This is a genomic window from Hymenobacter sp. B81, assembly GCF_044628455.1.
In the GTDB taxonomy this organism is placed as follows: Bacteria; Bacteroidota; Bacteroidia; order Cytophagales; family Hymenobacteraceae; genus Solirubrum.
In genome coordinates this window covers 64,171-83,025 of sequence record NZ_JBIYZW010000003.1, presented here as the reverse complement: position 1 = coordinate 83,025, position 18,855 = coordinate 64,171, and the positions used below count along the sequence as shown (strand labels likewise).

General features: G+C 60.7%; 25 protein-coding genes and 1 pseudogene. All 26 read right to left on the bottom strand.

What is annotated here, in order from left to right; genetic code table 11:
* Positions 1-9 precede the first annotated feature (9 nt).
* A complete protein-coding gene (locus tag ACE191_RS17315) occupies positions 10-474 on the bottom strand; it encodes a hypothetical protein (protein ID WP_400193490.1) in 465 nt (154 codons plus the stop codon).
* A 122-nt stretch (positions 475-596) separates the two neighbouring features.
* A complete protein-coding gene (locus tag ACE191_RS17310; RefSeq protein WP_400193489.1) occupies positions 597-5,324 on the bottom strand; it encodes a CARDB domain-containing protein in 4,728 nt (1,575 codons plus the stop codon).
* 483 nt (positions 5,325-5,807) lie between these two features.
* Positions 5,808-6,125, bottom strand: coding sequence for a septum formation initiator family protein (locus tag ACE191_RS17305; RefSeq protein ID WP_400193488.1), 318 nt, complete (start codon positions 6,123-6,125; stop codon positions 5,808-5,810).
* 99 nt (positions 6,126-6,224) lie between these two features.
* Positions 6,225-7,496: a phosphopyruvate hydratase gene (eno, locus tag ACE191_RS17300; protein ID WP_400193487.1), complete on the bottom strand. Its 1,272-nt coding sequence runs from the start codon at positions 7,494-7,496 to the stop codon at positions 6,225-6,227.
* A 196-nt stretch (positions 7,497-7,692) separates the two neighbouring features.
* Positions 7,693-8,265, bottom strand: coding sequence for a 50S ribosomal protein L17 (gene rplQ / locus ACE191_RS17295; RefSeq protein WP_400193486.1), 573 nt, complete (start codon positions 8,263-8,265; stop codon positions 7,693-7,695).
* A 172-nt stretch (positions 8,266-8,437) separates the two neighbouring features.
* Positions 8,438-9,430 carry a DNA-directed RNA polymerase subunit alpha gene (locus tag ACE191_RS17290; protein ID WP_400193485.1) on the bottom strand — a complete coding sequence of 331 codons (993 nt, stop codon included), beginning with the start codon at positions 9,428-9,430 and terminating at the stop codon, positions 8,438-8,440.
* A gap of 99 nt (positions 9,431-9,529) precedes the next feature.
* Positions 9,530-10,135: a 30S ribosomal protein S4 gene (rpsD, locus tag ACE191_RS17285; protein ID WP_151078192.1), complete on the bottom strand. Its 606-nt coding sequence runs from the start codon at positions 10,133-10,135 to the stop codon at positions 9,530-9,532.
* A 95-nt stretch (positions 10,136-10,230) separates the two neighbouring features.
* Positions 10,231-10,623 (bottom strand): 30S ribosomal protein S11, encoded by a 393-nt coding sequence (gene rpsK, locus ACE191_RS17280; RefSeq protein WP_151078193.1) that lies wholly within the window; start codon positions 10,621-10,623, stop codon positions 10,231-10,233.
* 76 nt (positions 10,624-10,699) lie between these two features.
* Positions 10,700-11,077, bottom strand: a complete 378-nt coding sequence (gene rpsM, locus ACE191_RS17275) for a 30S ribosomal protein S13 (protein WP_400193484.1) — start codon at positions 11,075-11,077, stop codon at positions 10,700-10,702.
* Between the two features lie 22 nt (positions 11,078-11,099).
* Positions 11,100-11,216, bottom strand: a complete 117-nt coding sequence (ykgO, locus tag ACE191_RS17270; protein ID WP_034256541.1) for a type B 50S ribosomal protein L36 — start codon at positions 11,214-11,216, stop codon at positions 11,100-11,102.
* Between the two features lie 9 nt (positions 11,217-11,225).
* Entirely contained in the window at positions 11,226-11,444 is a 219-nt protein-coding gene (gene infA, locus ACE191_RS17265; RefSeq protein ID WP_078013177.1) for a translation initiation factor IF-1, read from the bottom strand.
* On the bottom strand, positions 11,422-12,228 hold the full coding sequence (map, locus tag ACE191_RS17260; RefSeq protein WP_400193483.1) for a type I methionyl aminopeptidase: 807 nt from the start codon (positions 12,226-12,228) through the stop codon (positions 11,422-11,424). Before map ends, infA begins: the two co-directional genes overlap by 23 nt.
* A 2-nt stretch (positions 12,229-12,230) precedes the next feature.
* Positions 12,231-13,547, bottom strand: a complete 1,317-nt coding sequence (gene secY / locus ACE191_RS17255) for a preprotein translocase subunit SecY (RefSeq protein WP_400193482.1) — start codon at positions 13,545-13,547, stop codon at positions 12,231-12,233.
* A gap of 11 nt (positions 13,548-13,558) precedes the next feature.
* Positions 13,559-14,005 carry a 50S ribosomal protein L15 gene (gene rplO, locus ACE191_RS17250; protein ID WP_400193481.1) on the bottom strand — a complete coding sequence of 149 codons (447 nt, stop codon included), beginning with the start codon at positions 14,003-14,005 and terminating at the stop codon, positions 13,559-13,561.
* 14 nt (positions 14,006-14,019) lie between these two features.
* Complete coding sequence (gene rpmD, locus ACE191_RS17245; RefSeq protein WP_400193480.1) at positions 14,020-14,199, bottom strand: 50S ribosomal protein L30; 180 nt, start codon at positions 14,197-14,199, stop codon at positions 14,020-14,022.
* A gap of 6 nt (positions 14,200-14,205) precedes the next feature.
* Positions 14,206-14,724, bottom strand: coding sequence for a 30S ribosomal protein S5 (rpsE, locus tag ACE191_RS17240; protein WP_400193479.1), 519 nt, complete (start codon positions 14,722-14,724; stop codon positions 14,206-14,208).
* 3 nt (positions 14,725-14,727) lie between these two features.
* Positions 14,728-15,075: a 50S ribosomal protein L18 gene (rplR, locus tag ACE191_RS17235; protein WP_400193478.1), complete on the bottom strand. Its 348-nt coding sequence runs from the start codon at positions 15,073-15,075 to the stop codon at positions 14,728-14,730.
* Between the two features lie 9 nt (positions 15,076-15,084).
* Entirely contained in the window at positions 15,085-15,639 is a 555-nt protein-coding gene (rplF, locus tag ACE191_RS17230; protein ID WP_400193477.1) for a 50S ribosomal protein L6, read from the bottom strand.
* Positions 15,640-15,658: 19 nt separating this feature from the next.
* A complete protein-coding gene (gene rpsH, locus ACE191_RS17225) occupies positions 15,659-16,057 on the bottom strand; it encodes a 30S ribosomal protein S8 (RefSeq protein WP_400193476.1) in 399 nt (132 codons plus the stop codon).
* 370 nt (positions 16,058-16,427) lie between these two features.
* Entirely contained in the window at positions 16,428-16,697 is a 270-nt protein-coding gene (gene rpsN / locus ACE191_RS17220) for a 30S ribosomal protein S14 (protein WP_400193475.1), read from the bottom strand.
* An 8-nt stretch (positions 16,698-16,705) separates the two neighbouring features.
* A complete protein-coding gene (gene rplE / locus ACE191_RS17215) occupies positions 16,706-17,254 on the bottom strand; it encodes a 50S ribosomal protein L5 (RefSeq protein ID WP_151078204.1) in 549 nt (182 codons plus the stop codon).
* Positions 17,255-17,278: 24 nt separating this feature from the next.
* Positions 17,279-17,533 (bottom strand): annotated as a pseudogene (gene rplX / locus ACE191_RS17210) (50S ribosomal protein L24); the annotation flags it as partial.
* A 3-nt stretch (positions 17,534-17,536) separates the two neighbouring features.
* Positions 17,537-17,905: a 50S ribosomal protein L14 gene (gene rplN, locus ACE191_RS17205; protein WP_110976717.1), complete on the bottom strand. Its 369-nt coding sequence runs from the start codon at positions 17,903-17,905 to the stop codon at positions 17,537-17,539.
* Between the two features lies 1 nt (position 17,906).
* Positions 17,907-18,197, bottom strand: coding sequence for a 30S ribosomal protein S17 (gene rpsQ / locus ACE191_RS17200; RefSeq protein WP_400193474.1), 291 nt, complete (start codon positions 18,195-18,197; stop codon positions 17,907-17,909).
* A 20-nt stretch (positions 18,198-18,217) separates the two neighbouring features.
* The gene (rpmC, locus tag ACE191_RS17195; RefSeq protein ID WP_400193473.1) at positions 18,218-18,418 is read right to left on the bottom strand and encodes a 50S ribosomal protein L29; all 201 of its coding nucleotides are present in this window, start codon (positions 18,416-18,418) and stop codon (positions 18,218-18,220) included.
* Positions 18,419-18,420: 2 nt separating this feature from the next.
* Complete coding sequence (gene rplP, locus ACE191_RS17190) at positions 18,421-18,846, bottom strand: 50S ribosomal protein L16 (protein WP_151078208.1); 426 nt, start codon at positions 18,844-18,846, stop codon at positions 18,421-18,423.
* Positions 18,847-18,855: the final 9 nt, after the last annotated feature.

The following is an 18,855-nucleotide window of genomic DNA, read 5'->3' as shown; positions in this document are numbered from 1 at the left end:
GGCGCGCACCTAACGCTTTACCGGCGCGGGAAGCAGCCGAAACTCCAGAATCTGCGTGGCGGCCGAGTCGCGGAAAGTCACGTCGAGCTGCACCTGCGGGATACTGGTGGCGGTGTCGCTGCGGAACATGAAGGCGTAGAACAGCCGCGACTGGTCGGTTTCGCTCAGGCGCAGTCCCAGGCGGTACAGGTCGATGGTGGGGCCGCGCTGCTGGCCCTGCTGGTAGAGCGGGCGCGCCGCCAGCTCGAACCGGGCCGGCGGCACTGCGCGGCGAACTTCGGGGGCCAGCAGGGCGTAGGCCTGGGCGTAGTCGGCACGCAGCACGGCCAGCAGAAACTGCCGCGCCACCCGCACCTGGGCGCCCGGGGTGGCCGCCACGGCAGGCGCGGTCAGCAGTAGCACCAGCAGCGTGGCAATGGGCAGCCAGCGGAAGCGGCGCCCGGCGAAAAGGCGACTGAGTGAGGTTGATTTCATGGCAGTAGGGCCAACGTAGCCCGTGGGTCTTTGGTGCAGGTTGGGGCAAAACAAAGCGGCGGCACCGGCTTGGGGAGCTGCTCCCGCCACCGATACCGCCGCTAAGCGGGTGCTTCAGGCAGTTAGTCGATAACGACCCGGCGCACTGCCTGCAGGTTTTCCCCGCTGATGCGCAGGGTGTACACGCCGCGGGCCAGCCCCTCGGTGCTGAACTCTACCGGCGCCCCAGTGCGCAGCTGGGCCGAGCGGTGGCTCACTACCTGGCCCACGCTGTTGAGCAGGGTTAGCTCGGCCCGCGAGGCCGTGCCGGCACCGTCGAACTGCACGCGGAAGGTTTTGCCGTAGGCCGTGGGGTTGGGGTACAGGCTGATGGCAAAACCGGCCGTCTGCTCGCGCACCGCCGTGTTGATGGTTACTGTCAGCGGGCGGGCGGCCAGGTTGTTCTGCTCGTTGGTTTCGGCTACCTGGCCCAGGTGGTCGGCTACGTACAGCAGGAAGTAGCTGCCCGGTACCGTGTTGGCCGGAATCTGCACGTTTACCACCCGGGTGCTGCCGGCGCCCGAAGGCAAACCAGCGGCCAGCGAGGAGCTGCCCACGAGCACGTCGTTGCTGCTGAGCTGGTTGTCGGTCGAGAGGTAGTAGCCGATGCCGTGCGCGGCGGCGTCGAGCGGACCGATGTTCTCGTAGAAGCAGGTCGTTACCACCGAGTTGCCGGCGGGGACCGTGTTCGGGGCCACCGTGGGCGAGGTCAGCGTCAGGTCGGGCGCGGCCCCCACTACCGTGAGGCTGATGGGCGTGGCCAGGTTGTTCTGCTCGTTGGTTTCGACGATGGTGCTGCCGGCATCGGCCATGCACAGCAGGTAGTAGGCGCCCGAAGCCACGTTGGTGGGCACGGTCAGCGTGTTGCTGCGCGGCTGGCTCTGGCCGGTGGTCAGGCTGCCGCCGTTGGTGTTGCCGATGAGGCGGTCGGAGGCGTCGAGCGTGGTGTTGGCCGAGAGGTAGTAGCTTACCGGGGTCGAGGCGGCGTCGCCGGGGCCCTGGTTGGCTACCGTCAGGTTTACCGTGAGCGGGCCGCCGGCGGCTACCGTGGTGGGCGTAGCCGAAGCCTGGGTCAGCGTCAGGTCGGGCAGTGCCGGCGAGAAGCACGACACGGTGGCCTGGAAGCCCGGGGCCGTCACCACGCCGTCGGAGGTAAACACCAGGGTGAGGGCGCCGCTGGAGTTCAGGGCCGAGGCCGTGATGACGCCGGGACTGTTCGAGCTGTAGGTGCCAATCATGGGCGCCAGCGCCGTGGGGCCGTCGTAAATGCGCAGGTAGTCAAAGCCCGACTCCACGTTGAACTGGGTGAAGGTCAGGCGCACCTTGGCGCCGGCCGTGGCGGGGTTGATGGTGAGCGTACCGTTCGAGCCGTTGGCGTAGTCGTCGGTGCCGCCGTTGTCATACACCGTGGTGCCGCAGCTCGTCACGGTGGCCGTACCCGCGGTGGGCACTATCAGCCCGTTGAAGGGCGCCAGCACCGTCAGGGGCTGGCTGATGACGTTGTTCAGCTCGTTGGTTTCGCTGACGGTGTTCTGCGCGTCGGCCACGAACAGCACGAAGTAGCTGCCCGGCGTGGTAGCTGCGGGAATCAGCAGGTTGCTGCCGTACTGCTGCCCGCTGTTGGGCCCCAGCGGCGAGGCCGGCGTCAGCGCCAGGCTCACGTCGTTGCTGCTGAACTGACTGTCGCTCGAGAGGTAGTAGCCCAGCATGCTGGGCGGCGCTACGCTGGTACCCTGGTTACCCAGGAACACGCTGCCCTGGATGGTAGCCCCGGCCGAAGCCGAGAAGCGCGAAAGAGTGGGTTGGCTCACCACCAAGTCGATGCCGGGCGGCAGCACCGTCAGCGGCACGGCCACTACGTTGTTGAGCTCGTTGGTTTCGGCTACCAGCTGCTGGGCGTCGGCCACGAACAGGGCGTAGTAGCTGCCCGGCGCCGTACCGAGCGGCACCGTAAACGAAGCACCGCGCTGCTGCGAGGCCCCCGCCGCCAGCGGGGAGCCGGAGTACTGGTTCATGGCCACGTCCGAGGCGTCGAGCGTCTGGTTGGTGGAGAGGTAGAACCCGATGCCCGAGCTGCTGGCCGTAGTCGTGCCCTGGTTCACGTAGGTGTAGCTGGTGTTAACCATGGCGCCGGCCGGTACGGCCGTGGGGTTTACCGAGGGGAACTGCAGCAGCAGATCCACACTGGCCGGGGCAATGGTCAGCGGCAGGCTGCGTACGTTGTTGGTTTCGTTCAGCTCGCTCACCTGGCCCTGGAAGTCGGCCACGAACAGTACGAAGTAGTTGCCGGGCGCCGTGCCCGCCGGAATCTGCAGGGTAGCCCCGCGGAAGCCCGACTGGCCGCCCGGCAGGAAGCCCCCGAAGGCCGAGCCGATGAGTTGGTCGTTGCTATCCAGGGTTTGGTTGGTCGACAGGTAGTAGCCCAGGGCGCTGCTGCTGGCAGCCTGGTTGCCCTGGTTGAACACGTAGGCCGAAGCGCCGAGGGCGCTGCCGGGCGACGCCGAGGAAGCGGCCAGCTGCTCCTGCTGCACCACCAGGTCGGTGCCCGAGGGCAGGATGGTGATGGGGGTGCTGGTTACGTTGTTGAGCTCGTTGGTTTCGGCCACCAGCTGCTGCGGGTCGGCCATAAACAGCACGAAGTAGTTGCCGGGTGCCGTGCCCGCCGGCACCGTAAACGGCGCCGAACGCGCCTGTACCGCTCCGGCCGGAATCGACGGGCCGGGGTACTGATCCATGGCCACGTCCGAAGCGTCGAGGGTTTGGTTGGTGGAGAGGTAGTAGCCGATGCCCGACGTGGCGCCCGCGGTGGTGCCCTGGTTGAGGTAGGTGTAGGTGGTGTTCACCAGACTACCCGCCGCGGTGGCGGTGGGGTTGATGACGGGTTGCTGCACCAGCAAATCCACGCTGGCCGGGGCAATGGTCAGCGGCAGGCTGCGCACGTTGTTCTGCTCGTTGGTTTCGCTCACCTGGTTTTGGTGGTCGGCCACGAACAGCACGAAGTAGTTGCCCGAGGCGGTGCCGCCCGGAATCTGCAGGCTGGTGCCGCGGTAGGAGCTCTGCCCGGCGCCCAGGCTGCTGCCGAACACGGAGGTCAGCAGCTGGTCGCCCGCGTCGAGGGTCGAGTTGGTCGACAAGTAGTAGCCCATGCTGCTTGAGGCCGCCACGGTGGTACCCTGGTTGAGGATGTAGGCGTAGGCCGGCACGATGGCACCGGCGGTAGCCGTCGAGGTACCCAGTTGCTCCTGCTGCACCAGCAGGTCCACGCTCGGGGCCAGCACCGTCAGGGGCGTGGCCACCACGTTGTTCTGCTCGTTGGTTTCGGCCACCAGCTGCTGCGGGTCGGCCATAAACAGCACGAAGTAGTTGCCGGGCGCCGTGCCCCCTGGCACCGTAAACGAGGCCCAGCGCACCTGCGGCTGCCCCGCGGGCAGCGACGGGCCGGGGTATTGGTTCATGGCCACGTCCGAGGCGTCGAGGGTTTGGTTGGTGGAGAGGAAGAAGCCGACGCCCGAGCTGCTGGCCTGGGTGGTGCCCTGGTTCACGTAGGTATAGTCGGCATTGACCAGCGCCCCGGCCGGCACGGCCGTGGGGTTTACCGACGGCGCCTGCACCAGCAGATCCACGCTGGGCGTTACCACCGTCAATACCAGGCTGGCCACGTTGTTTTGCTCGTTGGTTTCGGCTACCTGGCTCTGGTAATCGGCCACGAACAGCAGGTAGTAGGTCCCGGGCGTGGTAGAGGCCGGCAAAGTGGCGCCGGCAAACCGCGAGCTGGGAAAGCCCGGCCCCAGGCTGCTGCCAAACGAGGAAGCCAGCAGCTGGTCGCCCGCGTCGAGGGTCGAGTTGGTGGAGAGGTAGTAGCCCACGCTGCTCGAGGCCGCTACGGTGTTGCCCTGGTTGAGAATGTTGCAGCTCAGGTTCAGGAACGTGCCGGCCACCGGCGTGGTGGTGCTCACGTTGGGCTGCAGAATGGTCAGGTCCACGCTGGGCGAGGTCACCGAGAATACCGCGGCCGCCACGTTGTTCTGCTCGTTGCTTTCGCTGACCTGGCCCTGGTAGTCGGCCACGAACAAGATGTAATAGGTGCCCACGGCCGTTCCGGCGGGCACGGTCACCAGGGAGGTGCGCGGCGAAGAGCCGCCCGTGGCCAGGCTGCCGCCAAACGACGAGCCCAGCAGCTGGTCGGTCGGCTCCAGGGTCTGGTTAGTGGAAAGGTAGTAGCCCAGGTTGCTGCTGCTGGCCAGCGCGCCCATGTTCATCACCGTCGAGCTGACGGTTACCTGGCTGCCGGCCGTTACCGAGGTGGGTTGTACGGCCGCGGCCTGCACCGTCAGGTCGGCCTGGGGCACGGTAGTCACGCAGCTGATGTCGGCGCGGAAGCCGTCGAGCTGCACGATTCCGTCGCTGGTGAACTGCAGGGTGAGGGCGCCGCTGCTGCTGGTGCCGAAGAGGACGCCGGGCGGGTTCGAGCTGTCGAACACGCCGATCTGCGGGGCCGCCAAACTGTTGCCGTCGTACACCGTCAGCCGGTCGTAGCCCGACTCCACCACGAACTGGGTGAACTGCAGGCGGATTTTGTTGCCGGCCACGGCGGGATTAATGGTCACCACCCCGTTGGCATTGGCCGAGTAGAAGTTGTTGGCGCCACCGTCGTCGTAGAGCGCGCCGCTGCAGGTGGTGAGCGTGGTGCTGCCGCTGGCCGGCATCAGGTAGGTTTGCGCTTGCGCGGCGGTACTGGCGACCAGCGTCAGCAGCACGGCCACAGTGAGCCGCAGCGCGTTGAGCCAACACCCTGGGTACAGGTTTTTCATAGAGTAAAAAGGGGTAAGAAGATGTATTTCCTGGGGCGTCAGTGCAACGCAGCCTACAAATCTAACACGATGCCCGCGCAGCCGAAAAGGGTTGCATATGAATAATTTTTGAAGCCGGCGCCGGTGTGCCCGGGCCGGTTTTCCATGCCCGTTTCGCCCCCGGCCACTTGCCGCCCGGCACCGCTTTTCGGCAGCTGCAAGCGCCCCTGCCCCGGCCCGTTGCGCCGCGTTTCGCTTGCCGTTGCACGTCGTACACAGGCCTCCGAGACAGTCCCGGAGCACGTTGCACTACTTACACTGCCCTCCGGAACTGTCCCAGAGCATGTTGCACTACTTACACTGCCCTCCGGGACAGTCCCGGAGGCCTTTGCCCTACTGCCACTGCCTGGTGGGACATCCTGCGGGTGGCCCAAACGCAGGCCAGCCTGCCCCGAAACGCGTTCGGGGCAGGCTGGCGGCAGATTGAGCGCAGAATGAAGGCCGTTAGTCCTCCGGCTCCTGGGGAGTCAGGATGAATACGTCCTCGCCCGGGCGCTTCATGATGTACTTTTCGCGGGCAAACTTCTCCAGCATCTCGGGGCTGCTCAGCAGCTCGGCGCGGTCCTTCTTCACCTCGGCAATCTTGTTGGTGTAGTAGTCGCGCTCGTTGCGCAGCTCCTGCCACTTGGCGTACATGTCGTACTGCTTCAGCAGGTCGTTGGAGTCGAACAAGGCCATCCACACCAGAAACGCCAGCCCCGTGAGAAAGTAGAAGCTGCGCAGAAAGCGCGGAATGCGGTCGAAGAAAGCCGGTAGCTGCATGGAGGAATATTGGTTGTTGGTTGCTGGTTGTTGGTTGTTGGTGCCTTGTCTGCTACAGAACAGCCTAATCACCGATAACCAACAACCCATAACCGAGCACTACATCTTGCGGCCAGGGTAGTAGGCAATTTCGCCCAGCTCCTGCTCGATGCGCAGCAGCTGGTTGTACTTGGCCATGCGGTCGGAGCGCGACATCGAGCCAGTCTTGATCTGGCCCGTGTTCAGCGCCACGGCCAGGTCGGCGATGGTGCTGTCCTCGGTTTCGCCCGAGCGGTGGCTCATTACGCTCTTGTACTGGTGGCGGCGGCCCAGGTTGATGGCGTCGATGGTTTCGGTGAGCGAACCAATCTGGTTGACCTTGATGAGAATGGCGTTGGCCACGCCCTTGTCGATGCCTTCCTGAATGCGCTTCACGTTGGTCACGAACAAGTCGTCGCCCACCAGCTGCACCTGGTTGCCCACCGCGTCGGTGAGCTGCTTCCAGCCGGCCCAGTCGTCCTCGTCCAGCCCGTCCTCGATGCTGATGATGGGATATTTCTTGGTCCAGTCGGCCCAGTAGGTGGCCATTTCGCTCGAAGTGAGCTTGTCGCCCGAGCTTTTCTTGAAGTGGTAGTGGCCGTCGGAGTAGAACTCCGAAGCCGCCGCGTCGAGGGCAATCATCACGTCGTCGCCGGGCTTGTAGCCCGCGGCCTCAATGGCCTGCAGCACCACTTCAATGGCGGCCTCGTTCGACTCGATGTTAGGCGCAAAGCCGCCTTCGTCGCCCACGTTGGTGCTCAGGCCTTTCTTCTTGAGCACGCTTTTGAGGTGGTGGAAAATCTCCGAGCCCCAGCGCATGGCTTCCGAGAAGGACTCCGCCCCTACCGGCATGATCATGAACTCCTGGAAGTCGATGCTGTTGTCGGCGTGCGAGCCGCCGTTGAGGATGTTCATCATCGGTACCGGCAGCGTGGAGGCATTTACCCCGCCCACGTAGCGGTACAGCGGCATACCGGCTTCCTGCGCCGCGGCGCGGGCAATGGCCAGCGACACGCCCAGAATGGCGTTGGCGCCCAGGTTGGCCTTGTTCGGCGTGCCGTCCGACTCAATCATGATGCGGTCGAGCAGGCTTTGCTCGAACACCGAGAAGCCCACCAGCTCCTCGGCAATCTTGCTGTTCACGTTGTCGACTGCCGTCAGCACACCCTTGCCCATGTACTTGTTCTTGTCGTCGTCGCGCAGCTCCACAGCCTCGTGCTTGCCGGTAGACGCACCCGAGGGCACGGCGGCGCGGCCTACCACGCCGTTGTCGGTGGTCACGTCTACTTCCACGGTGGGATTGCCGCGCGAGTCGAAAATCTGGCGGGCGTTGATGGCAGCGATAATGCTCATGTCAGAAAAGATGAAAAGTGAGAAGGGTTGCAGCGGCTTGGGGCAGCCGCCGGTGACTTGGGGCCAGTGGGGAGCCGGGCTTGGGCCACCCGGTGTGGCAAAGAAACGCAAGCGGCTGCGAACGGCCTAAAAAGACAAGGGGACGAACCCCGCAGGATTCGTCCCCTTGTGCTCAGTGTCTGGGCAGACCGCTCATTTACGAAGCAGCTTCTTCGCTTTTTTCCTCGCGGGTTTCGCCTTCTTTCAGCGTCTCCTTGGGGGTGTCGGCCGGAGCGTCCACGTTGGTAGTAGCAGCTTCGGTCGAGGCGGCTACCGGAGCAGCACCTTCGGCCTTCTTGCTGCCGCTGCGGCGCGAACGACGGGTGGTCGTTTTGGCGGCACCAGCGGTTTTGGCTTCGAGCAGGGTTTCGTTGTAGTCCACCAGCTCCATCACGCACATGTCGGCGTTGTCACCGGCACGGCCGGCGCTCAGCTTGATGATGCGGGTGTAGCCACCGGGGCGGTTGGCCACTTTGGCCGCTACGTCGCCGTAGAGCTCCTTCAGCGACTCCTTGTTCTGCAGCAGGGCAAACACCATGCGGCGCGAGTGGGTCGTGTCGTCTTTCGAGCGGGTCAGGATGGGCTCGACGTACTTGCGCAGCTCCTTGGCTTTGGCCACCGTGGTGGTGATGCGCTTGTGCAGGATCAGCGACGAAGCCATGTTCGACAGCATCGCGTGGCGGTGGGCGGTGGTCCGGCCCAGGTGGTTGTCTTTTTTACCGTGACGCATTGGTCAAGAAAAGTTAGTGGAGTGCTTGCGGACGACGACCACGGCGGGCCGAAGCCTCATTTGAACCGCCGCCCCGAGGGCACCCCGGAATGAAAAGGGTTGAATGAAAGAATGATTGGATGATTGAATGCCGGCTGATTAATCAGTCATTCAGTCATCCAACCATTGAATGCTAGTCTTCTTCGAGGCGGAATTTCGCCACGTCCATGCCGAAGTGCAGGCCTTTTTCCTCCACCAGGTTTTCCAGCTCGGTCAAGGACTTCTTGCCGAAGTTGCGGAACTTCATCATGTCGGCCAGGTCCAGCTGTACCAGGTCGCCCAGGGTCTTGATGTCGGCGGCCTTGAGGCAGTTGTAGGCACGCACCGAGAGGTCCATGTCCTGCAGCGGCGTCTTGAGCACCTTGCGCATGTGCAGCGTTTCCTCGTCCACGCTCTCCTCTTCTTCCGGCTTGGAAGTCTCGAAGGTCATCGTGTTGTCGGAGAACAGCATGAAATGCTGGATGAGGATGTTGGCGGCGCCTTTCAGCGCGTCCTCGGGGTGGATGGAGCCGTCGGTCTGGATTTCGAGCAGCAGACGCTCGTAGTCGGTGCGCTGCTCCACGCGGGTGTTTTCCACAGAGTACTTCACGTTCTTGATGGGCGTGAAGATGGCATCGATGGCAATCTGACCGAAGATCTGGTCGTTGGGCTTGTTCTCCTCGGCGGGCACGTAGCCGCGGCCCTTCTGCACCGTAAACTCAAACTCCAGCGAGGTTACGCTGGGGTCCACGTGGCAGATGATCAGCTCGGGGTTGAGCACCTCGAAGCCGTTGGTGAACTTGTTGATGTCGCCGGCCGCGAAGGTATCCTGGCCGCTGATGCGCACCGTGATTTTGTCTTCGATAACGTCGTTGACCTTCTTGAACCTCACTTGCTTCAGGTTCAGGATGATTTCCGACATATCTTCAATCACACCCTCGATGGTCTGGAACTCGTGCAGTACGCTGTTGGTGCGTACCGACGTGATGGCGTAGCCCTCGAGCGACGAGAGCAGGATGCGCCGCAGCGCGTTGCCGATCGTCACGCCGTAACCCTTCTCCAGCGGTTTGAACTCAAACGTTCCGTAGAAGTCGTCGGATTTCTCCATCACGACCTTCTCCGGCATTTGAAAAGCGAGAATTGACATAGATGCGGATGTAAGGGATGTTGAATGGAAGAAGCAGGCAATGCAGGAGCCGGCCCTGCCCAAGAAAGCTCTCGGGCAGCAACCGGCTCACTGTCAGGCTTACTTCGAGTACAGTTCGACGATCAGCTGCTCCTCGATCTTCTCGGGGATCTGGTCGCGCTGCGGCACCGAGATGACCTTGCCGGCCAGCTCTTTGCCGTCCCACTCCAGCCAGCCGAAAGCCCGGGCGTTGCGCACCGAGAGGCTGGTGGTAATGGCTTCCAGCGACTTCGACTTTTCGCGAACCGCCACGATGGCACCCGGCTTCACGTGGAACGAGGGAATGTTTACCACCTCGCCGTCCACGGTGATGTGCTTGTGCGACACCAGCTGACGAGCGGCGCGGCGCGTCGGGGCGATGCCCAAACGGTACACCACGTTGTCGAGGCGCTGCTCCAGGAAGGCCAGCAGGTTTTCGCCGGTGATGCCCGGCTTGCCAGCGGCTTTGTCGAAGAGGTTAGCGAACTGCTTTTCCAGCACCCCGTAGAGGTACTTAACTTTTTGCTTCTCCATCAGCTGCACGGCGTATTCCGACTGCTTCTTGCGGCGGCCGCGGCCGTGCTGGCCCGGAGGGTATGCTTTCTTGGTGAGTGCCTTGCTCGGGCCGAAGATGGCTTCCCCGAAGCGACGGGCAATCTTGGTTTTTGGGCCGGTATAACGTGCCATTTCAGAGAGGTGATTTTTCTGGAAAGAAAAGTGAACTGCCTGGCCAGCGCGCTGGCTCCCTCACGGGGCGAGCGTAGCCACGCGTCTGCCGTTACTCAGACGCGGCGACGTTTGGGCGGACGGCAGCCGTTGTGCGGCAGCGGCGTCACGTCGCGGATAGTCGTTACCTCCATGCCCATGTTCTGGAACGTGCGGATAGCCGATTCACGGCCAGCGCCCGGGCCTTTCACGAACACCTCGACTTTGCGCATGCCCAGGTCGTAAGCAACCTTGCCGCAGTCGTTGGCCGCCGTTTGGGCAGCGTACGGGGTGTTCTTCTTCGAGCCACGGAAGCCCATTTTGCCGGCCGAAGCCCACGAAATCACCTGGCCGTTGTTGTTCGTAACCGAGATGATGATGTTGTTGAACGAAGCCTTGATGTGCACCTGACCGGTGGCTTCCACCTGGACGACGCGCTTCTTGGCTTTGTCTTTTCTCTTTTGTGCCATTTGGTTATCGCAGAAAAGGCGAGAGGTGTTGGTGCCCGTGGATTAGGGAAGGCCGGGCACCGATTCCCGCTAGTGCTTATTTGGTAGCCTTCTTCTTGTTGGCAACGGTTTTCCGTTTGCCTTTGCGGGTGCGCGTGTTGTTCTTCGTACGCTGACCCCGAACCGGCAGCCCTTTGCGGTGACGGAGGCCACGGTAGCAACCGATGTCCATCAGACGCTTGATGTTGAGCTGTACTTCCGAGCGCAGAACGCCTTCCGTCTTGTACTCCGCGGCAATGATGCTACGGATTTCACCAGCTTCGGCTTCCGTCCAGTCGCTCACCTTTTTGTTCAGGTCAACGCCTGCTTTGGTGAGGATGGCCTGCGAGGCCGAACGGCCGATGCCGAAGATGTACGTGAGGGCGATTTCGCCGCGCTTTTTGTCCGGGATGTCTACCCCTGCAATACGTGCCATGTTCTTGTGCTGCTAGTGTGGCTTAACCCTGACGCTGCTTGTAACGCGGGTTCTTTTTGTTGATCACGTAAAGTTTGCCTTTACGACGAATCACTTTGCAGTCGGCGCTGCGCTTCTTGACCGATGCTTTGACTTTCATGTCGCGGGGTTATTTGTAACGGTACACGATTCGGCCCTTCGACAAGTCGTAGGGCGACATTTCGAGCTTTACTTTGTCGCCAGGCAGAATCTTGATGTAGTGCATGCGCATCTTTCCGGAGATGTGCGCAATTAACTGGTGCCCGTTCTCTAACTCCACGCGGAACATGGCGTTCGAAAGGGCTTCCAAGATGGTTCCGTCCTGCTCAATCGACGACTGTTTGGCCATATGGCTGCGGTTGCTGCTGTAAAGCTTTTTCTATGTAAGCAAAGGAGGTGAGAATCTCCGCCTTGTTTTGTCGGATTACGACGGTGTGCTCGAAGTGCGCCGAGGGCTGCCGATCCTTGGTGCGGATGGTCCAGCCGTCCTTTTCCTGAAACACCCCTTTGGTGCCCAGGTTTACCATTGGCTCGATGGCCAGCACCAGTCCACTTTGCAGCTTCAGCCCCGAGCCACGCTTGCCGTAGTTCGGAACCTCGGGCCGCTCGTGCAGGCTTTTGCCGATGCCGTGCCCCACCAGTTCCCGCACCACCGAATAGCCGCGCTTCTCCACGTAATCTTGGATAGCGAAGGCCAGGTCGCCCATGCGGTTACCGGCTACGGCTTGCTCGATGCCGGCGTACAACGACGCCTTGGTGGCTTCCAGCAGAGCCGTCACTTCGGGTTTCACTTCCCCTACCGGGTAAGTGTAGGCGCTGTCGCTGTGGTAGCCGTTGAGCTTTACGCCGCAGTCTACCGAAATGACGTCGCCGCTTTTGAGGACGTAGTCGCCCGGAAAGCCGTGCACCACCACCTCGTTGGGCGAGATGCACAAGCTGAACGGGAAGCCGTTGTACCCCTTAAAAGAAGGTTGCGCGCCATGGTCCCGGATGAATTCCTCGGCGCGGCGGTCCAGCTCACGCGTCGTAATTCCTTCCCGAATCATGCCCGCAACTTCTCCGTGCGCCTGAGCCAGCACTTGCGCGCTGGCTCGGATGAGGTCGATTTCTTCTTCGGTTTTGTACAGTATCATGCTTAGGAAGCCAGCGCGATATTTTGCGCGCGACCTTTCAGCTTGCCCGTTTTCATCATGCCGTCGTAGTGACGCATGAGCAGGTAGCTTTCAATCTGGTTCATGGTATCGAGTACCACGCCTACCATAATGATGAGCGATGTGCCGCCGTAGAAAGCGGAAAACGGACGAGTGATGCCAAACAACAACGCAATGGCCGGAAAAATTGCAATCAGGGCCAAGGCAATGGCTCCCGGCAGCGTGATGTGCGTCAGTACCTCATCGATGTACTCCGAGGTAGCTTCGCCCGGCTTTACACCCGGCACAAAACCGCCACTGCGCTTCAGGTCATCCGCAATTTGCTTGGGGTTGACGCTGATGGCCGTGTAGAAGTAAGTAAAGAGAATGATCAGCGTGGCGAAAACCACGTTGTACTGCCACGAGGTGTAGTCCGAGAACTTCTGCCCGATGTAGGTAGCCGTTTCGCTTTCCTGGCTCCAGGCCGAGGCCGCTATGGCGGGCACGAACATCAGCGACTGGGCGAAGATGATCGGCATTACGCCGGCTGCGTTGACCTTCAGCGGAATGAACTGCCGCTGGGCGTTCAGCTGGCTGACGCCGCCCACCTGCTTGGCGTACTGCACCGGAATGCGGCGCACGGCCTGGGTGAGGATGATAACGCCCATCACCACGAAGAACAGCACCGCCAACTCAATCAGGAAAATCAGGGAGCCGCGCATACCCTTGGCTGCCGCCTCACCGAGGATAGCACCGGGAAAGCGCGATACGATACCGATCATGATCAGCATGGAAATGCCGTTGCCGATGCCTTTATCGGTAATCTTCTCGCCCAGCCACATGCAGAACAGGGTGCCGGCGGTGAGAATGATCATCGTCGAAACCGTAAAGAAAGTCCCGGAGTCAACAATGGCGTTCTGATTGATGGTCGCAATAAAGCCCACCGACTGCGCCAGCACGATGGGAATCGTGAGCAGGCGGGTGTACTGATTGATTTTCTTGCGGCCCGATTCGCCTTCCTTCTGGAGCTTCTGGAAATACGGCACGGCTATCGTGAGCAGCTGCAGCACGATGGAAGCCGAGATGTACGGCATGATGCCCAGGGCGAAAATGGAGGCGTTGCTGAACGCGCCGCCAAGCAGCGTGTCCAGCAAACCAAAGACTCCCCCCGACTCCGAATCCAGACGGCTCGGATCGACGCCCGGCAGCACAACGTAAGAACCAAGCCGGTAAATGGCAATGAAAAACAAGGTATTGAGAATCCGGGCCCGAAGGTCCGGAATCTCAAAGATGTTCTTAACCGTTGTGAAAAACTTGTTCATGCCGAACGGACTTACAGCGTCACTGCTTTGCCACCGGCTTTCTCAATGGCTTCGATAGCCGACTTGGAGAAAGCGTGAGCGTGTACTTCCAGGGCGGCGGTAACTTCGCCGCGGCCCAGAACTTTGATCTTGGCGTTTTTCGACGCCAGACCGTTGGATACGAAGTACTCCGAGTCCATCAGGGCCGTCTGGCCTTTCTCGTTCAGAGCTTGCAGCACATCGAGGTTGATGGCTTTGTACTCGACGCGGTTGATGTTCTTGAAGCCGAACTTGGGAATGCGACGCTGCAGGGGCATCTGGCCACCTTCGAAGCCGGACTTCTTGGAGTAACCCGAACGCGACTTGGCGCCTTTGTGACCACGCGTCGAGGTACCGCCGCGCGTCGAGCCCTCACCACGACCCAGACGCTTGTTGTTGCGTACCGAGCCTTCAGCGGGCTTAAGATTGCTGAGATTCATGATCGAAAGGTCGTCTACAGGGCGGTTACTTCAATCAGGTGGCCAACTTTGGCTACCATGCCGGCTACGGCCGCGGTGTTTTCCACCTCGCGGACGGCGCCGATTTTCGTCAGGCCCAGGGCCTTCATCGTGCGCTTCTGCCGCTCGGGGCGGTCAATCACGCTGCGCACTTGCTTAATTTGGATCCGTGCCATCGTCGCTTAGCCGTTAAACACTTTGTCGAGGCTGATGCCGCGTTGCTGGGCAACTTGCATCGGGTCGCGCATTTTATTCAGGGCGTCGAAGGTAGCCTTCACCACGTTGTGGGGGTTCGACGAGCCTTTCGACTTAGCCAGTACGTCCTTGATACCGGCGCTTTCGAACACGGCACGCATGGCACCACCGGCAATTACGCCGGTACCCGCCGCGGCCGGCTGTACCAGGACGAAGCCGCCCGAGTACTTGCCTTCCATTTTGTGGGGCACCGTGTGCTTGTACATCGGCACCTTCACCAGGTTCTTCTTGGCGTCGTCGATTGCCTTGGCAATGGCGTCGGTTACTTCGTTGGCTTTGCCGAGGCCGTGGCCTACGGTGCCGTTGCCGTCACCTACTACTACGATGGCCGAGAAGCTGAAGCGCCGACCACCTTTTACCACCTTCGCTACGCGGTTGATGGCAACTACTTTCTCCTTCAGATCCGACTCAGCCGCCTTCACCGTGGGTTTATTTTGCTCGCGCATAGCTTAGAATTTGAGGCCGCCTTCGCGGGCACCTTCTGCCAATGACTTCACGCGGCCGTGGTAGAGGTAACCCGAACGGTCAAATACTACCTGCGTGATACCTTTCTCTTGGGCGCGGGAGGCCAGCTCCTTGCCCACGGCAGCTGCCGTAGCTACCGGCGTCTCGCCGGCGGTTACGTGCTTCGACGAAGCAGCCACGATGGTGCGGCCGGCGGTGTCGTCGATAATCTGCGCGTAGATGCCCGTGTTGCTGCGGAATACCGACAGGCGGGGGCGCTCGGACGTGCCGGCCACCTTGCTACGAATGTGGCGCCGGATCCGAAGTCTTCTCTCTGCTTTAGTTACAGCCATTGTGCTCGGTTATTTCGAGGCGGTCTTACCAGCCTTGCGACGAATCTGCTCACCCACGAAACGCACACCTTTGCCTTTGTAAGGCTCAACTTTGCGCAGCGAGCGAATTTTGGCGGCTACCTGACCGATCAACTGCTTGTCGATGCTGGTCAGCGTGATGATGGGGTTCTTACCCTTCTCGGTCACAGCCGTTGCGGTTACTTCCTTGGGCAGAGCCAGGAAGATGTTGTGCGAGTAGCCCAGGGCCAGCTCCAGCGTGGTGCCGGCAGCCGTGGCCTTGTAACCTACACCAACCAGCTCGAGCTGCTCGGTGAAGCCGTTGCTCACGCCGTTTACCATATTACTGATCAGCGAGCGGTACAGGCCGTGCATGGCCTTGTGACGCTTCTGCTCAGTGGGGCGCTCCACCAGGATGTTGCCATCTTCGGTGCGCACCGTGATGTCGCGGTCTACGGTGGTTTTCAGTTCCCCTTTGGGGCCCTTCACCGTTACTTCGTTGTCGTTGCCGACGGTCAGCTGCACGCCCGTGGGCAGGCTGATCGGCAGTTTACCAATGCGGGACATATCTTCTCTTCTCTCTCGCTTAGTACACGTAGCACAGCACCTCGCCGCCCACGTTCTGGGTTTTGGCTTCCTTCTCCGTCATCACCCCTTTCGAGGTCGACAGAATTGCAATACCCAAGCCGCTCAGTACGCGCGGCAGGTTCTCCACGTGGGCGTACGTCCGCAGACCGGGCGTGCTGATGCGCTCCAGCTTCTGGATGGCGGGCTTCTTGGTGACCGGGTGGTACTTCAGCGCGATTTTGATCGTGCCCTGTACCGATGAGTCATCAAAACGGTAGCTCTGAATGTACCCTTTCTCGTAGAGCACCTTCGTGATTTCCTTTTTGAGGTTGCTGGCCGGAATCTCCACTACCCGGTGGCTTGCTTTGATGGCATTGCGCACCCGGGTAAGGTAATCGGCAATCGGATCTGTGTTCATTTGGATGTTAAAAAGGCACCCGCGTTTAGGGAACCGCAAAGGTAAGAAAATTTCGCAGCCATAAGTTAGTCTACCTATGACAGCGAAATCCTCGGTTAAGACTACTTGACCTGCACAGCGTCGCCGCTGCAGCCAATGGTTTCTTGTGGCAACCTGCCAAATGATGTGGGGCGTCCCCCACGGCCCTAGAGCATTCAGGGGTGCAAAGATAAGCAGCCGCCTGAGAGAAAAACAATAGACGTAAGTGCTTAATTGGTAAAAAGTTCGCCGGCAGCTTAGTCCGAACACCTCAACAAGAAAACTGCTCAGCCCAAACTCCCGGGAGAGTTTCAGCTGAGCAGTTTTGCTGAGCGTTGCTAGCGGTAGCGGACTACCAGCTGGCTTTGGTTACGCCGGGAATTTTGCCGGCCGAAGCCATTTCGCGGAACGTTACACGGCTGATGCCAAACTTGCGCATGTAGCCACGCGGACGGCCGGTCAGCTTGCAGCGGTTGTGCAGGCGCACGGGCGAGGCGTTACGGGGCAGCTTGTCGAGACCTTCGTAGTCACCGGCCGCTTTCAGAGCCTTGCGCTTTTCGGCGAACCGGATAACCAGCGCCTCGCGCTTCCGCTCTCTTGCTTTTACAGATTCCTTAGCCATTGTTCAGCTTATTTCTTGGCGTTGGCAAACGGCATCCCGAAAGCGCGCAGCAGCTCGTAGCTCTGCTCGTCGTTTTCAGCCGTCGTCACGAAGGTGATGTCCATACCGGAGATTTCCTTGATCTTGTCGATCGAGATTTCCGGGAAAATGATTTGCTCCTTAACACCGAGGGTGTAGTTGCCGCGGCCGTCGAAGCCTTTGTCGCTGATGCCTTTGAAGTCGCGTACGCGGGGCAGGGCAACGGTCAGCAGACGGTCGAGAAATTCGTACATCTGCTCGCCGCGCAGCGTTACGCGGGCGCCGATGGGCATGCCTTCGCGCAGCTTGAAGTTCGACACCGAACGCTTGGCAATGGTCGGCACGGCTTTCTGACCGGTGATGATGGTCAGCTCGTCCACGCCGTTGTCTACCAGCTTCTTGTCGGCTACCGCCTTACCAATGCCGCGGTTGATGCAGATCTTGGTAATGCGCGGCACCTGCATGGTGCTCTTGAACTGGAACTTCTCCTGCAGCTGCTGGCGAATCTCCTTGTTGTATATGTCTTTGAGTCGAGCCATTGTCTTGGGGCCTGATTAGGCTTTCTTAGAATCAACCAGCTTGACGTTGCTCACGTGGATCGGAGCTTCGATCTTGGTGATGCCGCCCTGGGGAGCCTTCGCACTGGGTTTGTTGTGCTTGGTCACCAGGTTGAGGCCCTCCACGATTACGCGCTGGGTGGTACGGTTTACCGACTTGATAACGCCGGTCTTGCCACGCTCGTCACCGGCAATAACCAGGACGTTGTCGCCGGTTTTCACGTGCAACTTCACGGGCGCTGCTTTGGGTTTCGTTGCCATTGCTTAGAGAACTTCAGGAGCCAGCGACACGATTTTCATGAACTGCTTCTCGCGCAGTTCGCGGGCCACCGGCCCGAAGATGCGCGTGCCACGCGGCTCGTCGTTGTTGTTGAGCAGCACGGCGGCGTTGTCGTCGAAGCGAATGTACGAACCGTCTTTGCGGCGTACTTCCTTTTTCGTGCGAACTACCACAGCTTTCGATACGGCACCCTTCTTGGCATTGCCCGAGGGGATGGCCGACTTGATAGCTACGACAATTTTGTCGCCTACCGAAGCGTACTTTTTACCGGTGCCGCCGAGGACACGGATGCAGAGCACTTCTTTGGCGCCGCTGTTGTCGGCTACCGTCAGACGGGATTCTTGCTGGATCATCTTACTTGGCTCGCTCTACGATTTCAACCAAACGCCACCGCTTGCGCTTGCTCAGCGGGCGGGTTTCCATGATGCGCACCGTATCGCCTTCGCCGCACTCGTTGTTTTCGTCGTGAGCGGTGAACTTGGTCGACTTCGACACGAATTTGCCGTAAATCGGGTGCTTCATTTTGCTTTCAACCACCACCACGATGGTCTTATCCATCTTGTTGCTGGTTACGCGGCCGACGCGCTCTTTGCGCAGGTTACGCTCTTCCGTAGCGACGCCCTGCTGTTCTGCGTTGTTTTCCATTGCTTACTTATCAGCGGCTACTACGAGTTTTGCTCCTGCTCGCGGCGCTTCAGCTCGGTGAGCAAGCGGGCGATGTTGCGCCGACCGTGCTTGATGCGGGTCGGGTTTTCCAGGGGCGAGATGGCGTGGGCAAACCGCAGGGTCTGGCCGTTCGTCTGCTCCTTTTTAATTTGCTCTTTCAGCTCCTCGAGCGAAAGGGCACGGACTTCAGCGTTCTTCATCTTTACTTGGCCTCAACGTAGTCGCGACGTACCACAAATTGGGTGCGAACCGGCAGTTTCTGGGCTGCCAAACGCAGCGACTCCTGAGCCAGTTCCAACGAAACACCGTCCGATTCAAACAGGATGGTGCCGGGCTTCACTACGGCTACCCAGTACTCGGGCGAGCCTTTGCCCTTACCCATACGCACCTCAGCGGGCTTCTTGGTGATGGGCTTGTCCGGGAAAATGCGGATCCAAACCTGACCTTCACGCTTCATGGCGCGGGTCATGGCAATACGGGCTGCTTCAATCTGGCGGGCCGTAATCCAGGCCTGCTCCAGGGATTTGATAGCAAACGAACCGAAGTCGATGGAGCTACCGCGGTAGGCCAGGCCGTGTACGCGGCCCTTCTGCATCTTCCGATACTTGGTTCTTTTCGGTTGTAACATGTCTTAGTC

Excerpts from the sequence above, each read along its gene's own strand:
- ACE191_RS17315 (WP_400193490.1), bottom strand. The coding sequence starts at position 474 with ATGAAATCAACCTCACTCAGTCGCCTTTTCGCCGGGCGCCGCTTCCGC.
- ACE191_RS17310 (WP_400193489.1), bottom strand. The coding sequence starts at position 5,324 with ATGAAAAACCTGTACCCAGGGTGTTGGCTCAACGCGCTGCGGCTCACT.
- ACE191_RS17305 (WP_400193488.1), bottom strand. The coding sequence starts at position 6,125 with ATGCAGCTACCGGCTTTCTTCGACCGCATTCCGCGCTTTCTGCGCAGC.
- eno (WP_400193487.1), bottom strand. The coding sequence starts at position 7,496 with ATGAGCATTATCGCTGCCATCAACGCCCGCCAGATTTTCGACTCGCGC.
- rplQ (WP_400193486.1), bottom strand. The coding sequence starts at position 8,265 with ATGCGTCACGGTAAAAAAGACAACCACCTGGGCCGGACCACCGCCCAC.
- ACE191_RS17290 (WP_400193485.1), bottom strand. The coding sequence starts at position 9,430 with ATGTCAATTCTCGCTTTTCAAATGCCGGAGAAGGTCGTGATGGAGAAA.
- rpsD (WP_151078192.1), bottom strand. The coding sequence starts at position 10,135 with ATGGCACGTTATACCGGCCCAAAAACCAAGATTGCCCGTCGCTTCGGG.
- rpsK (WP_151078193.1), bottom strand. The coding sequence starts at position 10,623 with ATGGCACAAAAGAGAAAAGACAAAGCCAAGAAGCGCGTCGTCCAGGTG.
- rpsM (WP_400193484.1), bottom strand. The coding sequence starts at position 11,077 with ATGGCACGTATTGCAGGGGTAGACATCCCGGACAAAAAGCGCGGCGAA.
- ykgO (WP_034256541.1), bottom strand. The coding sequence starts at position 11,216 with ATGAAAGTCAAAGCATCGGTCAAGAAGCGCAGCGCCGACTGCAAAGTG.
- infA (WP_078013177.1), bottom strand. The coding sequence starts at position 11,444 with ATGGCCAAACAGTCGTCGATTGAGCAGGACGGAACCATCTTGGAAGCC.
- map (WP_400193483.1), bottom strand. The coding sequence starts at position 12,228 with ATGATACTGTACAAAACCGAAGAAGAAATCGACCTCATCCGAGCCAGC.
- secY (WP_400193482.1), bottom strand. The coding sequence starts at position 13,547 with ATGAACAAGTTTTTCACAACGGTTAAGAACATCTTTGAGATTCCGGAC.
- rplO (WP_400193481.1), bottom strand. The coding sequence starts at position 14,005 with ATGAATCTCAGCAATCTTAAGCCCGCTGAAGGCTCGGTACGCAACAAC.
- rpmD (WP_400193480.1), bottom strand. The coding sequence starts at position 14,199 with ATGGCACGGATCCAAATTAAGCAAGTGCGCAGCGTGATTGACCGCCCC.
- rpsE (WP_400193479.1), bottom strand. The coding sequence starts at position 14,724 with ATGCGCGAGCAAAATAAACCCACGGTGAAGGCGGCTGAGTCGGATCTG.
- rplR (WP_400193478.1), bottom strand. The coding sequence starts at position 15,075 with ATGGCTGTAACTAAAGCAGAGAGAAGACTTCGGATCCGGCGCCACATT.
- rplF (WP_400193477.1), bottom strand. The coding sequence starts at position 15,639 with ATGTCCCGCATTGGTAAACTGCCGATCAGCCTGCCCACGGGCGTGCAG.
- rpsH (WP_400193476.1), bottom strand. The coding sequence starts at position 16,057 with ATGAACACAGATCCGATTGCCGATTACCTTACCCGGGTGCGCAATGCC.
- rpsN (WP_400193475.1), bottom strand. The coding sequence starts at position 16,697 with ATGGCTAAGGAATCTGTAAAAGCAAGAGAGCGGAAGCGCGAGGCGCTG.
- rplE (WP_151078204.1), bottom strand. The coding sequence starts at position 17,254 with ATGGCTCGACTCAAAGACATATACAACAAGGAGATTCGCCAGCAGCTG.
- rplN (WP_110976717.1), bottom strand. The coding sequence starts at position 17,905 with ATGATCCAGCAAGAATCCCGTCTGACGGTAGCCGACAACAGCGGCGCC.
- rpsQ (WP_400193474.1), bottom strand. The coding sequence starts at position 18,197 with ATGGAAAACAACGCAGAACAGCAGGGCGTCGCTACGGAAGAGCGTAAC.
- rpmC (WP_400193473.1), bottom strand. The coding sequence starts at position 18,418 with ATGAAGAACGCTGAAGTCCGTGCCCTTTCGCTCGAGGAGCTGAAAGAG.
- rplP (WP_151078208.1), bottom strand. The coding sequence starts at position 18,846 with ATGTTACAACCGAAAAGAACCAAGTATCGGAAGATGCAGAAGGGCCGC.